A 12,956-nucleotide genomic window follows, 5' to 3' on the forward strand; every position below is an offset into this window, starting at 1 on the left:
CCGTGGCTGCCCGCAACACGGCCCGCAAGCGCGCCTTCCAGATCCTCTTCGAGGGCGACCAGCGCGGCGCCGACGTCCTGACGGTCCTCGCGGACTGGATCCGGCTGTCCCGGTCCGACACCCGGCAGCCGCCGGTCAGCGAGTACACGATGCAGCTCGTCGAGGGCTACGCGGAACACGCGAGGCGGATCGACGAGCTGATCGCCCAGTACGCCGTCGGCTGGACGCTGGACCGGATGCCGGTGGTCGACCGCAACATCCTGCGGCTGGGTGCGTACGAGCTGATCTGGGTCGACGAGACCCCGGACGCCGTCGTCCTGGACGAGATGGTGCAGCTGGCGAAGGAGTTCTCGACCGAGGAGTCGCCGTCCTTCGTGAACGGCCTGCTCGGTCGGCTCAAGGAGCTCAAGCCGTCCCTGCGCCGGGACAAGGCGTAAAGCCCGGTACGACCATCGCCGGAGGCCCGCAGCATGCCTGTGCTGCGGGCCTCCGGCGTTTTGCCGGTGATGCGGAAAAGCCACCGGGGTGGCCTCCGGCGTTTTGCCGGTGATACGGAAAAGCCACCGGGGTGGCTGGAACCAGGCAGGTTCCAGCCACCCCGGCGGCACGTTTCTGCTGAGGTGCTGAGGGGGCTCAGGCCTCTTCGTGCGTGGCCACCGCGCGGCGCGCGTCGGCGTCCAGAACACCCCAGCTGATCAGCTGCTCGGTGAGGACCGAGGGGGACTGGTCGTAGATGACGGCAAGAGTGCGCAGGTCGTCCTGGCGGATGGAGAGCACCTTGCCGTTGTAGTCACCGCGCTGGGACTGGATCGTCGCCGCGTAGCGCTGCAGAGGGCCCGCCTTCTCGGCCGGCACGGTGGCCAGCCGCTCCAGGTCCAGAACCAGCTTCGGCGGCGGCTCGGCGGCGCCGCCCGGCGTGGTGCCCGGCAGGAGCTCCTGCACGGGAACACCATAGAAATCGGCCAGCTCGGCAAGCCGCTGTACGGTCACCGCACGGTCGCCACGCTCGTACGAACCCACCACCACGGCCTTCCAGCGACCCTGGGACTTCTCCTCGACACCGTGGAGGGAAAGGCCCTGCTGGGTGCGGATGGCCCGGAGCTTGGCCCCGAGCTGTTTGGCGTATTCGCTGGACATATAGCTCCCCGGACACTGTGTCGACGCGGTCGGACTGGGTTCCCGCCGCGCGGCTGGTAACTCACTGTGAGGTTACGCAGCGTGACTCTTGTGCGTCAAGCCGAATGGTCCACACCGACTCTTCCGTGGTAGTGGCGGCCGGTTACGCCAGGGGGGTGATCGGGGCCCTCGCCATGACCTGCTAGGGTTGATGGCGCAAATCAGACGTCCTTTAAGGTCCGTCCCGTGAGGCGGAGAAGGAGGTCCTTTCCGTATGGACAAGCAGGACTCGCACGCCACCCCGCAGGCGTCCGATGCGCGGCCCGTTCTCGAAGGCCCCGACATCGCACGCGTGCTGACCCGTATCGCCCACGAGATCGTCGAGCGCGCCAAGGGCGCCGACGACGTGGTGCTCCTCGGCATCCCCACCCGGGGTGTCTTCCTCGCTCAGCGGCTCGCCGTCAAGCTGGAGCAGATCACCGACCGCAAGGTCCCCGTCGGCTCGCTCGACATCACGATGTACCGCGACGACCTGCGCATGCACCCGCCGCGTGCGCTGGCCCGCACCGACATCCCCGGTGACGGCATCGACGGCAAGCTGGTCGTCCTGGTCGACGACGTGCTCTTCTCCGGCCGCACCATCCGGGCCGCCCTCGACGCCCTGAACGACATCGGGCGCCCCCGCGCGGTCCAGCTCGCGGTCCTGGTCGACCGGGGCCACCGCGAACTGCCCATCCGCGCCGACTACGTCGGCAAGAACCTCCCCACGTCGCTGCGGGAGACGGTCAAGGTCCAGCTCGCCGAGGAGGACGGTCGCGACACCGTGCTGCTCGGTGTGAAGCAGACCGGCCAGTAGCAGATCCGGCGTACGGCCGCTTCGGCGTGCCCGCGTACGCACCGATTTGCCCACATCCTCCCGAACTGCCTTACGGAGCCTGACAGATGCAGCGTCATCTCATCTCGGCCGCCGACCTCACCCGCGACGACGCCGTCCTGATCCTCGACACCGCCGAGGAGATGGCCCGGGTCGCCGACCGGCCGATCAAGAAGCTGCCGACCCTGCGCGGCCGCACGATCGTCAACCTCTTCTTCGAGGACTCCACGCGCACGCGGATCTCCTTCGAGGCCGCCGAGAAGCGCCTGTCCGCCGATGTCATCAACTTCTCCGCCAAGGGATCGAGCGTCTCCAAGGGCGAGTCCCTGAAGGACACTGCCCAGACCCTGGAGGCGATGGGCGTGGACGCGGTGGTGATCCGGCACGGCGCCTCCGGAGCCCCGTACCGCCTCGCGAACTCCGGCTGGATCGACGCGGCCGTCATCAATGCCGGTGACGGCACCCACCAGCACCCCACCCAGGCCCTGCTGGACGCCTTCACCATGCGCCGCCGGCTGACCGGCCGGGACACCGGCCTCGGCCAGGACCTGTCCGGCAGGCGGATCACCATCGTCGGCGACGTCCTGCACAGCCGGGTCGCCCGCTCCAACGTGGACCTGCTGCACACCCTCGGCGCCGAGGTCACCCTGGTCGCCCCGCCCACCCTGGTGCCGGTCGGCGTCGAGACATGGCCGTGCGAGGTGTCGTACGACCTGGACAGCACGCTGCCCAAGTGCGACGCGGTGATGATGCTCCGGGTCCAGCGCGAGCGGATGAACGCCGCCTTCTTCCCGACCGAGCGCGAGTACTCCCGCCGCTACGGCCTCGACGGCGACCGCATGGCCAGGCTGCCCGAGCACGCCATCGTCATGCACCCCGGCCCGATGGTCCGCGGCATGGAGATCACCGCCGAGGTCGCCGACTCCGAGCGCTGCACCGCCATCGAGCAGGTCGCCAACGGCGTGTCCATCCGGATGGCCGTCCTGTACCTGCTGCTCGGCGGCAACGAGCCCGCCGTCACCCACACCCGCCCCACCGGTCCCGAGGAGAAGTAAGACGCATGAGCAAGATCCTGATCCGTGGTGCGAAGGTGCTCGGCGGCGAGCCGCAGGACGTGCTGATCGACGGCGAGACGATCGCCGAGGTGGGCACCGGTCTCAGCGCCGAGGGCGCGGAGGTGGTCGAGGCGGCCGGCAAGGTGCTGCTGCCGGGCCTGGTCGACCTGCACACCCACCTGCGCGAGCCGGGCCGTGAGGACTCCGAGACCGTGCTGACCGGCACCCGCGCGGCCGCGTCCGGCGGCTTCACGGCCGTCTTCGCCATGGCCAACACCTTCCCGGTCGCCGACACCGCCGGTGTGGTCGAGCAGGTCTGGCGGCTCGGCAGGGAGCATGGCTACTGCGACGTGCAGCCCATCGGTGCCGTCACCGTCGGCCTGGAGGGCAAGAAGCTCGCCGAGCTGGGCGCCATGCACGAGTCGGCCGCCGGGGTCACCGTCTTCTCCGACGACGGCAAGTGCGTGGACGACGCGGTGATCATGCGCCGCGCGCTGGAGTACGTGAAGGCCTTCGGCGGTGTCGTCGCCCAGCACGCGCAGGAGCCGCGGCTGACCGAGGGCGCCCAGATGAACGAGGGCGTCGTCTCGGCCGAGCTGGGCCTGGGCGGCTGGCCGGCCGTCGCCGAGGAGTCGATCATCGCGCGGGACGTGCTGCTCGCCGAGCACGTCGGCTCCCGCGTCCACATCTGCCACCTCTCGACCGCAGGCTCCGTCGAGATCGTCCGCTGGGCCAAGTCCCGCGGCATCCAGGTCACCGCCGAGGTCACCCCGCACCACCTGCTCCTCACCGACGAGCTGGTGCGCACCTACAACCCGGTCTACAAGGTCAACCCGCCGCTGCGCACCGAGCGGGACGTCCACGCCCTGCGCGAGGCCCTGGCGGACGGCACGATCGACATCGTCGCCACCGACCACGCGCCGCACCCGCACGAGGACAAGGACTGCGAGTGGGCCGCCGCCGCCATGGGCATGGTGGGCCTGGAGACCGCGTTGTCAGTGGTCCAGGAGACCATGGTCGACACGGGCCTGCTGGACTGGGCCGGCGTCGCCGACCGGATGTCCGTCAAGCCCGCGCAGATCGGACAGGCCACCGGGCACGGCCGTCCCGTCTCGGCTGGTGAGCCCGCCAACCTCACCCTCGTCGACACGGAATACCGTGGCCAGGTGGACCCCGCGGGCTTCGCCTCGCGCAGCCGCAACACCCCCTACCAGGGGCGTGAGCTGCCGGGCCGTGTGACGCACACGTGGCTGCGGGGCAAGGCCACGCTCGTCGACGGGAAGCTTTCGTGACACCTGTAATCCTGCTGGCCGAGGCCCAGAGGTCGGCCGAGGTCACCGACTGGCCGGCCCGCATCGGCTGGCTCGTCGGACTCGCCCTGTTCATCGCGCTCGTCTACTGGCTGATGCGCGAGGGCTGGAAGTGGCGCGGCACCCTCCAGAGCGACCTGCCCGCGCCGCCCAGCGCGCCGGAGGAGACCGGCCCGGCGAGACTTGAGCTGAGCGGCCGCTACCACGGCTCCACCACGGCGGGGCAGTGGCTGGACCGGATCGTGGCCCACGGCCTGGGCACCCGCAGCCGGGCCGAGCTCACCCTGACCGACCAAGGGCTGGAGGTCGAGCGTCCCGGAGCGAGCGACTTCTTCGTCCCGACCGCCGCGCTGCGCGGGGCCCGGCTGGACAAGGGCATCGCCGGCAAGGTCCTCACCGAGGGCGGACTGCTGGTGGTGACCTGGAAGCTCGGCGACAAGCTGATCGACTCCGGCTTCCGCTCGGACCACGCGGCCGAGCACACCGAGTGGGTCGACACCCTGAACCAGATGATCAACGACACGGAAGGCGCACGATGACGACCTCCACCAGGGGAGCCGCCAAGGTTCCCGCCGTACTCGTCCTGGAGGACGGCCGCATCTTCCGCGGCCGTGCCTACGGGGCCGTGGGGGAGACCTTCGGCGAGGCCGTGTTCTCCACCGGTATGACCGGCTACCAGGAAACCCTGACCGACCCGTCGTACGACCGCCAGATCGTCGTCGCGACCGCCCCGCAGATCGGCAACACGGGCTGGAACGACGAGGACGACGAGTCGAGCCGCATCTGGGTCTCCGGCTACGTCGTGCGCGACCCCGCGCGCGTGCCGTCCAACTGGCGCGCCAAGCGCTCCCTGGACGACGAACTGGAGCGGCAGGGCGTGGTCGGCATCTCCGGCATCGACACCCGGGCGCTCACCCGCCATCTGCGCGAGCGCGGCTCGATGCGCGCCGGCATCTTCTCCGGCGAGGCGATCACCGCCGAGGGCGAGCTCCTCGCGCGCGTGCAGGCCCAGCCGCACATGAAGGGCGCGAGCCTCTACGAGGAGGTCGCGACCAAGGAGGCGTACGTCGTCCCGGCGATCGGCGAGAAGCGGTTCACCGTCGCCGCGATCGACCTCGGCATCAAGGGCATGACCCCGCAGCGGATGGCCGAGCGCGGCATCGAGGTGCACGTGCTGCCGGCGACGGCCACGGCGGACGACGTCTACGCCGTCGGCCCGGACGGTGTGTTCTTCTCCAACGGCCCCGGCGACCCGGCGACCGCCGATGGCCCGGTCGCGCTCATGCGGGCCGTCCTGGAGCGCAAGACGCCCCTGTTCGGCATCTGCTTCGGCAACCAGATCCTCGGCCGCGCCCTCGGCTTCGGCACCTACAAGCTGAAGTACGGCCACCGCGGCATCAACCAGCCGGTCCAGGACCGTACGACCGGCAAGGTCGAGGTCACCGCGCACAACCACGGCTTCGCCGTGGACGCGCCGCTCGACCAGGTCAGCGAGACCAAGTTCGGCCGCGCCGAGGTCTCCCACGTCTGCCTGAACGACGACGTCGTGGAGGGGCTGCAGCTGCTCGACCAGCCGGCCTTCTCCGTCCAGTACCACCCCGAAGCGGCAGCGGGCCCGCACGACGCCGCCTACCTGTTCGACCGCTTCGTTTCCCTGATGGAGGGCCAGCGTGCCTAAGCGCACCGATATCCAGTCCGTCCTGGTCATCGGCTCCGGCCCGATCGTCATCGGCCAGGCCGCCGAGTTCGACTACTCCGGCACGCAGGCGTGCCGGGTGCTCAAGGCCGAGGGCCTGCGCGTCGTCCTGGTCAACTCCAACCCGGCGACGATCATGACCGACCCGGAGATCGCCGACGCCACCTACGTCGAGCCGATCACGCCGGAGTTCGTCGAGAAGATCATCGCCAAGGAGCGCCCCGACGCCCTGCTGCCCACCCTGGGCGGCCAGACGGCCCTGAACACCGCCATCTCGCTGCACGAGAACGGCGTTCTGGCCAAGTACGGCGTCGAGCTGATCGGCGCCAAGCCCGAGGCGATCCACAAGGGCGAGGACCGCGACCAGTTCAAGACCGTCGTGGACGCCGTCAAAGCGAAGATCGGGCACGGTGAATCCGCCCGCTCGGTGATCTGCCACTCCATGGACGACGTCCTCAAGGGCGTCGAGCAGCTCGGCGGCTACCCGGTCGTCGTCCGCCCGTCCTTCACCATGGGCGGCGCCGGCTCCGGTTTCGCGCACGACGAGGAGGAGCTGCGCCGCATCGCCGGACAGGGCCTCACGCTCTCCCCGACCACCGAGGTGCTCCTGGAGGAGTCCATCCTCGGCTGGAAGGAGTACGAGCTGGAGCTGATGCGCGACAAGCACGACAACGTCGTGGTCGTCTGCTCCATCGAGAACTTCGACCCCATGGGTGTGCACACCGGTGACTCCATCACCGTCGCGCCCGCGATGACGCTGACCGACCGCGAGTACCAGATCCTGCGCGACATCGGCATCGCCGTCATCCGCGAGGTCGGTGTCGACACCGGCGGCTGCAACATCCAGTTCGCGGTGAACCCCGAGGACGGTCGCGTGATCGTCATCGAGATGAACCCGCGTGTGTCGCGCTCCTCGGCCCTGGCCTCCAAGGCCACCGGCTTCCCGATCGCCAAGATCGCCGCCAAGCTGGCCGTCGGCTACACCCTGGACGAGATCCCGAACGACATCACGAGGGAGACCCCGGCCTCCTTCGAGCCGACCCTGGACTACGTGGTCGTCAAGGCGCCGCGGTTCGCCTTCGAGAAGTTCCCGCAGGCCGACTCCACGCTGACCACCACCATGAAGTCGGTCGGCGAGGCCATGGCCATCGGCCGCAACTTCCCCGAGGCCTTCCAGAAGGCGCTGCGCTCGCTGGAGAAGAAGGGCAGCCAGTTCACCTTCGTCGGGGAGACCGGCGACAAGGACGCACTGCTGCGCGAGGCCGTACGGCCCACGGACGGCCGGATCAACACGGTCATGCAGGCCATCCGCGCCGGCGCCACGCCCGAGGAGGTCTTCGCGTACACGAAGATCGACCCGTGGTTCGTGGACCAGCTCTTCCTGATCAAGGAGATCGCGGACGAGCTGGCCGAGGCCCCCGAGCTGACCCGCGAGCTGCTCGCCGAGGCCAAGCGGCACGGCTTCTCCGACCAGCAGATCGGTGAGATCCGCGGGCTGCGCGAGGAGGTCGTGCGCGAGGTCCGGCACGCGCTCGGCATCCGCCCGGTCTACAAGACGGTCGACACCTGCGCCGCCGAGTTCGCCGCGAAGACCCCGTACTTCTACTCCGCCTACGACGAGGAGTCCGAGGTCGCGCCCCGCGTGAAGCCGGCCGTCATCATCCTCGGCTCCGGCCCGAACCGCATCGGCCAGGGCATCGAGTTCGACTACTCCTGCGTCCACGCCTCCTTCGCGCTGAGCGACGCGGGCTACGAGACCGTGATGGTCAACTGCAACCCGGAGACCGTCTCCACCGACTACGACACCTCCGACCGGCTGTACTTCGAGCCGCTCACGCTGGAGGACGTGCTGGAGATCGTCCACGCCGAGCAGCAGGCCGGTCCGCTCGCGGGCGTGATCGTGCAGCTCGGCGGCCAGACCCCGCTCGGCCTGTCGCAGGCCCTGAAGGACAACGGCGTGCCGATCGTCGGCACGTCCCCCGAGGCCATCCACGCGGCCGAGGACCGCGGCGCCTTCGGGCGCGTCCTCGCCGAGGCGGGCCTGCCCGCCCCGAAGCACGGCACGGCCACCACCTTCGAGGGGGCCAAGGCCATCGCCGACGAGATCGGCTACCCGGTCCTGGTCCGGCCGTCGTACGTCCTCGGCGGGCGCGGCATGGAGATCGTCTACGACGAGACCCGCCTCGCCGCCTACATCGCCGAGTCCACCGAGATCAGCCCCTCCCGGCCGGTGCTCGTCGACCGCTTCCTGGACGACGCGATCGAGATCGACGTCGACGCCCTCTACGACGGCGAGGAGCTCTATCTCGGCGGCGTGATGGAGCACATCGAGGAGGCCGGCATCCACTCCGGCGACTCGGCGTGCGCCCTGCCCCCGATCACCCTCGGCGGCTTCGACATCAAGCGGCTGCGTGCCTCGACGAAGGCCATCGCCAAGGGAGTCGGGGTCCGCGGGCTCATCAACATCCAGTTCGCCATGGCCGGGGACATCCTCTACGTCCTGGAGGCCAACCCGCGCGCCTCCCGGACGGTCCCCTTCACCTCGAAGGCGACGGCGGTGCCGCTGGCGAAGGCCGCCGCCCGCATCTCGCTGGGCGCGACCATCGCCGAGCTGCGCGCCGAGGGCCTGCTGCCGAAGAACGGCGACGGCGGCGAGCTGCCGCTGGACGCGCCGATCTCCGTCAAGGAGGCCGTCATGCCGTGGTCGCGCTTCCGCGACATCCAGGGCCGCGGCGTCGACACCGTCCTCGGCCCGGAGATGCGCTCCACCGGCGAGGTCATGGGCATCGACTCCGTCTTCGGCACGGCGTACGCCAAGTCGCAGGCGGGTGCCTACGGCCCGCTGCCCACCAAGGGCCGCGCGTTCATCTCGGTCGCCAACCGCGACAAGCGTTCGATGATCTTCCCGGCGCGTGAGCTGGTCGCCCATGGCTTCGAGCTGATGGCCACGTCCGGCACCGCCGAGGTCCTCAAGCGCAACGGCATCAACGCCACGGTCGTGCGCAAGCAGTCCGAGGGCACCGGCCCGAACGGCGAGCGGACCATCGTCCAGCTGATCCATGACGGCGAGGTCGACCTCATCGTCAACACCCCGTACGGCACCGGCGGCCGCCTCGACGGCTACGACATCCGTACGGCCGCCGTGGCGCGCTCGGTGCCGTGCCTGACCACCGTCCAGGCACTCGCCGCGGCCGTCCAGGGCATCGACGCCCTCAACCACGGTGACGTGGGCGTCCGTTCGCTCCAGGAACACGCGGAACACCTGACCGCGGCCCGCGACTAGCAGCCCTGAGGGGGACACCGGAAACGGTGTCCCCCTCTTCATGAGGCTCCCCGAAGCTTCAAGAGGACACAGGACATGTACAAGCTTTTCTTCCGTCTGGTTTTCAAACGGATGGACGCCGAGAAGGCCCACTACCTGGCCTTCCGCTGGATCCGTCTCGCCGTCCGCATCCCCGTGCTGCGCACCTTCGTCGCGGCCGCCCTCACGCCCCGCTACCAGGAGCTGCGCACCGAGGCCTTCGGGCTGCGCATGCACGGCCCCTTCGGGCTCGCCGCGGGCTTCGACAAGAACGCCGTGGCGATCGACGGGATGTCGATGCTGGGCTTCGACCACGTCGAGATCGGCACGGTCACCGGTGAGCCGCAGCCCGGCAACCCCAAGAAGCGGCTGTTCCGGCTCGTGGCGGACCGCGCGCTGATCAACCGCATGGGCTTCAACAACGACGGCTCGCTGGCCGTGGCAGCCCGCCTCGCGACCCGTAAGGCGGTCTTCAAGACGGTCGTCGGCGTCAACATCGGCAAGACCAAGGTCGTCCCGGAGGCGGAGGCCGTCGGCGACTACGTGAAGTCGGCCGAGCGCCTCGCGCCGTACGCGGACTACCTGGTCGTCAACGTCTCCTCGCCGAACACGCCGGGCCTGCGCAACCTCCAGGCCACCGAGGCGCTGCGCCCGCTGCTGACCGCCGTCCGCGAGGCCGCGGACCGTACGGTGGCCAACCGGCGCGTCCCGCTGCTGGTGAAGATCGCCCCCGACCTCGCCGACGAGGACATCGACGCGGTCGCCGACCTGGCCGTGGAGCTGGGCCTGGACGGCATCATCGCCACCAACACCACCATCGCGCGCGAGGCTCTCGGTCTGACCTCCCCACCCTCGCTGGTGAAGGAGACCGGTGGCCTGTCCGGCGCGCCGCTCAAGGCGCGCTCCCTGGAGGTCCTGCGCCGCCTGTACGCGCGCGTGGGCGACCGGATCACGCTCGTGGGCGTGGGCGGCATCGAGAACGCCGAGGACGCCTGGCAGCGCATCCTGGCCGGTGCCACGCTGGTCCAGGGGTACAGCGCCTTCATCTACGAGGGCCCCTTCTGGCCCCGCGCGATCCACAAGGGCCTCGCCGCCCGCCTGCGCACCAGCCCGTACGCCACCCTCGCCGACGCGGTCGGCGCCGACGTGAGGAAGCCCGCATGACCTCGATGGAGCCCTTCGGTGCCCGTCTGCGCCGCGCCATGGACGAGCGCGGCCCGCTGTGCGTCGGCATCGACCCGCACGCCTCCCTGCTCGCCGAGTGGGGTCTGAACGACGACGTGGCCGGTCTGGAGCGGTTCGGCCGCACGGTCGTCGAGGCGGTCGCCGACCGGGTCGCCGTGATGAAGCCGCAGAGCGCCTTCTTCGAGCGCTTCGGCTCCCGCGGCGTCGCCGTCCTGGAGACGATCGTCCAGGAGGCGCGCGCGGCCGGCACCCTCGTCGTGATGGACGCCAAGCGTGGCGACATCGGCTCGACCATGGCCGGGTACGCCGAGGCCTTCCTGCACAAGGACGCCCCGCTGTTCTCCGACGCCCTGACCGTCTCGCCGTACCTCGGCTACGGCTCGCTCAGCCCGGCCGTCGCGCTGGCCCGGGAGAGCGGCGCCGGCCTGTTCGTGCTGGCGCTGACCTCCAACCCGGAGGGCCCCGAGGTCCAGCACGCGGTCCGCGCCGACGGCCGTACCGTGGGCGCGACCATGCTGGCCCACCTGGCCGCCGAGAACGCGGGGGAGGAGCCGCTGGGCTCCTTCGGTGCCGTGGTCGGCGCCACGGTCGGCGACCTGTCGTCGTACGACCTCGTCATCAACGGCCCGCTCCTCGCACCCGGCGTCGGCGCCCAGGGCGCGACTCCGGCCGATCTTCCGAAGGTGTTCGGAGCGGCGCTGCGCAACGTCGTGCCGAACGTCAGCCGGGGTGTTCTGCGTCACGGTCCCGACGTCGGAGCGTTGCGCGCGTCCGCCGAGCGCTTCGCGGAGGAGATCCAGGCCGCCGTTTTCGGCGCCTGACACCTCCGAGGGGAGCCCGGGTGAGCGGCCGGGCGGCGACTTGAGTGTGAATACATCCTCAAATCGGGGGCAGAATGTCTGAAATGTCCGGCCTGGCGGAGGCTGACCAGGACTTTTCCGCTGTTCTCGCTGACTCTGGCGGACTTGACCGCTAGTCTCCGAGCAGAGTGAACGGGCGAAGCGTGTTGCTCGTAGCTCCCCAGGTGTGGGGCGACTAGGTTCCTCACCGGTCCGTATCCGACAGTTCGACATCCGAGGTGACGTAGGCGTGGCTCTTCCGCCCCTTACCCCCGAACAGCGCGCAGCCGCGCTCGAAAAGGCCGCCGCGGCTCGCCGGGAGCGGGCCGAGGTCAAGAATCGACTCAAGCACTCCGGCGCCTCCCTGCACGAGGTCATCAAGCAGGGTCAGGAGAACGACGTCATCGGCAAGATGAAGGTCTCCGCACTGCTCGAGTCCCTGCCGGGCGTGGGCAAGGTCCGCGCCAAGCAGATCATGGAGCGTCTGGGCATCTCCGAGAGCCGCCGGGTGCGCGGTCTCGGTTCCAACCAGATCGCTTCCCTGGAGCGTGAGTTCGGCAGCACCGGCTCCTGAGCCCGCCTTCCCCTGCGGGGAGCGGGACCGGGAGTCCCGGGCACTCCGGGATTGCTGGAATAATCGCTGCATGAGTGAACGTCCGCGGCTGACCGTGCTCTCCGGCCCCTCGGGGGTCGGCAAGAGCACGGTCGTCGCCCATATGCGCAAGGAACACCCCGAGGTCTGGCTCTCGGTGTCGGCCACCACCCGCAAGCCGCGCCCTGGCGAGCAGCACGGAGTCCACTACTTCTTCGTCACCGACGAGGAGATGGACAAGCTGATCGCCAACGGCGAGCTGCTGGAGTGGGCCGAGTTCGCCGGCAACCGCTACGGCACGCCCCGCGCGGCCGTGCTGGAGCGGCTGGAGAAGGGCGAGCCGGTGCTGCTGGAGATCGATCTCCAGGGTGCCCGGCAGGTCCGGGAGTCGATGTCCGACGCCCGGCTGGTGTTCCTGGCTCCGCCCTCCTGGGAGGAGCTGGTGCGCAGGCTGACCGGCCGGGGCACCGAGCCGCCCGAGGTCATCGAGCGCCGCCTGGAGGCGGCCAGGACCGAGCTGGCGGCCGAGCCGGAGTTCGACACGACCTTGGTCAACACCTCCGTCGAGGACGTGGCGCGCGAGCTGCTAGCCTTGATGGATGTTGTGTGATCACGAGTGTGTGATCACGAATGATCTTTTCCCACCCATCGGAAGGTAGAGCGTGTCCTCTTCCATCACCGCGCCCGAGGGCATCATCAACCCGCCGATCGACGAGCTTCTCGAGGCCACCGACTCGAAGTACAGCCTCGTGATCTACGCGGCCAAGCGTGCCCGCCAGATCAATGCGTACTACTCGCAGCTCGGCGAGGGCCTCCTCGAGTACGTCGGTCCGCTCGTCGACACCCACGTCCACGAGAAGCCGCTCTCGATCGCCCTGCGTGAGATCAACGCGGGTCTGCTGACGTCCGAGGCCGTCGAGGGCCCGGCGCAGTAACCGTTCGTTTTCGCATGACAGGCCCGGCGGCACGACTGCCGGGCCTGTGGTGT

General features: G+C 69.8%; 13 protein-coding genes. 12 read left to right on the forward strand and 1 reads right to left on the reverse strand.

What is annotated here, in order from left to right:
* The first annotated feature begins 2 nt into the window (after positions 1 to 2).
* A complete protein-coding gene (gene nusB, locus BFF78_RS34145; protein WP_069781974.1) occupies positions 3 to 437 on the forward strand; it encodes a transcription antitermination factor NusB in 435 nt (144 codons plus the stop codon).
* A 196-nt stretch (positions 438 to 633) separates the two neighbouring features.
* Here the strand turns inward: nusB and bldD are convergent, their stop codons facing one another.
* Positions 634 to 1,137: a transcriptional regulator BldD gene (gene bldD / locus BFF78_RS34150; protein ID WP_014671524.1), complete on the reverse strand. Its 504-nt coding sequence runs from the start codon at positions 1,135 to 1,137 to the stop codon at positions 634 to 636.
* Between the two features lie 253 nt (positions 1,138 to 1,390).
* Between bldD and pyrR the strand changes: the two genes are divergently transcribed.
* The 11 genes from pyrR to rpoZ all read left to right on the forward strand — a co-directional run bounded on the left by pyrR (position 1,391) and on the right by rpoZ (position 12,903).
* Positions 1,391 to 1,972 (forward strand): bifunctional pyr operon transcriptional regulator/uracil phosphoribosyltransferase PyrR, encoded by a 582-nt coding sequence (gene pyrR / locus BFF78_RS34155; RefSeq protein WP_069781975.1) that lies wholly within the window; start codon positions 1,391 to 1,393, stop codon positions 1,970 to 1,972.
* An 86-nt stretch (positions 1,973 to 2,058) separates the two neighbouring features.
* The gene (locus BFF78_RS34160; protein WP_069781976.1) at positions 2,059 to 3,045 is read left to right on the forward strand and encodes an aspartate carbamoyltransferase catalytic subunit; all 987 of its coding nucleotides are present in this window, start codon (positions 2,059 to 2,061) and stop codon (positions 3,043 to 3,045) included.
* A 5-nt stretch (positions 3,046 to 3,050) separates the two neighbouring features.
* Complete coding sequence (locus BFF78_RS34165) at positions 3,051 to 4,337, forward strand: dihydroorotase (RefSeq protein ID WP_069781977.1); 1,287 nt, start codon at positions 3,051 to 3,053, stop codon at positions 4,335 to 4,337.
* A complete protein-coding gene (locus BFF78_RS34170; RefSeq protein WP_069781978.1) occupies positions 4,334 to 4,894 on the forward strand; it encodes a PH-like domain-containing protein in 561 nt (186 codons plus the stop codon). The genes BFF78_RS34165 and BFF78_RS34170 overlap by 4 nt, the downstream gene beginning before the upstream one ends.
* On the forward strand, positions 4,891 to 6,033 hold the full coding sequence (gene carA / locus BFF78_RS34175; protein ID WP_069781979.1) for a glutamine-hydrolyzing carbamoyl-phosphate synthase small subunit: 1,143 nt from the start codon (positions 4,891 to 4,893) through the stop codon (positions 6,031 to 6,033). Before BFF78_RS34170 ends, carA begins: the two co-directional genes overlap by 4 nt.
* Complete coding sequence (carB, locus tag BFF78_RS34180) at positions 6,026 to 9,334, forward strand: carbamoyl-phosphate synthase large subunit (protein WP_069781980.1); 3,309 nt, start codon at positions 6,026 to 6,028, stop codon at positions 9,332 to 9,334. Before carA ends, carB begins: the two co-directional genes overlap by 8 nt.
* Before the next feature lie 75 nt (positions 9,335 to 9,409).
* On the forward strand, positions 9,410 to 10,516 hold the full coding sequence (locus BFF78_RS34185) for a quinone-dependent dihydroorotate dehydrogenase (protein WP_069781981.1): 1,107 nt from the start codon (positions 9,410 to 9,412) through the stop codon (positions 10,514 to 10,516).
* Complete coding sequence (pyrF, locus tag BFF78_RS34190) at positions 10,513 to 11,358, forward strand: orotidine-5'-phosphate decarboxylase (protein WP_069781982.1); 846 nt, start codon at positions 10,513 to 10,515, stop codon at positions 11,356 to 11,358. The genes BFF78_RS34185 and pyrF overlap by 4 nt, the downstream gene beginning before the upstream one ends.
* A 268-nt stretch (positions 11,359 to 11,626) precedes the next feature.
* Positions 11,627 to 11,950, forward strand: coding sequence for an integration host factor (locus tag BFF78_RS34195; protein WP_003977346.1), 324 nt, complete (start codon positions 11,627 to 11,629; stop codon positions 11,948 to 11,950).
* Positions 11,925 to 12,578: a guanylate kinase gene (gene gmk / locus BFF78_RS34200; protein WP_227025983.1), complete on the forward strand. Its 654-nt coding sequence runs from the start codon at positions 11,925 to 11,927 to the stop codon at positions 12,576 to 12,578. The genes BFF78_RS34195 and gmk overlap by 26 nt, the downstream gene beginning before the upstream one ends.
* Positions 12,579 to 12,630: 52 nt before the next feature.
* The gene (gene rpoZ / locus BFF78_RS34205) at positions 12,631 to 12,903 is read left to right on the forward strand and encodes a DNA-directed RNA polymerase subunit omega (RefSeq protein ID WP_003982715.1); all 273 of its coding nucleotides are present in this window, start codon (positions 12,631 to 12,633) and stop codon (positions 12,901 to 12,903) included.
* Positions 12,904 to 12,956 lie beyond the last annotated feature (53 nt).

The sequence above is a fragment of the Streptomyces fodineus genome (assembly GCF_001735805.1).
Classification (GTDB): Bacteria; Actinomycetota; Actinomycetes; order Streptomycetales; family Streptomycetaceae; genus Streptomyces; species Streptomyces fodineus.

Excerpts from the sequence above, each read along its gene's own strand:
- BFF78_RS34160 (WP_069781976.1), top strand. The coding sequence starts at position 2,059 with ATGCAGCGTCATCTCATCTCGGCCGCCGACCTCACCCGCGACGACGCC.
- BFF78_RS34185 (WP_069781981.1), top strand. The coding sequence starts at position 9,410 with ATGTACAAGCTTTTCTTCCGTCTGGTTTTCAAACGGATGGACGCCGAG.
- carA (WP_069781979.1), top strand. The coding sequence starts at position 4,891 with ATGACGACCTCCACCAGGGGAGCCGCCAAGGTTCCCGCCGTACTCGTC.
- pyrR (WP_069781975.1), top strand. The coding sequence starts at position 1,391 with ATGGACAAGCAGGACTCGCACGCCACCCCGCAGGCGTCCGATGCGCGG.
- pyrF (WP_069781982.1), top strand. The coding sequence starts at position 10,513 with ATGACCTCGATGGAGCCCTTCGGTGCCCGTCTGCGCCGCGCCATGGAC.
- BFF78_RS34165 (WP_069781977.1), top strand. The coding sequence starts at position 3,051 with ATGAGCAAGATCCTGATCCGTGGTGCGAAGGTGCTCGGCGGCGAGCCG.
- bldD (WP_014671524.1), bottom strand. The coding sequence starts at position 1,137 with ATGTCCAGCGAATACGCCAAACAGCTCGGGGCCAAGCTCCGGGCCATC.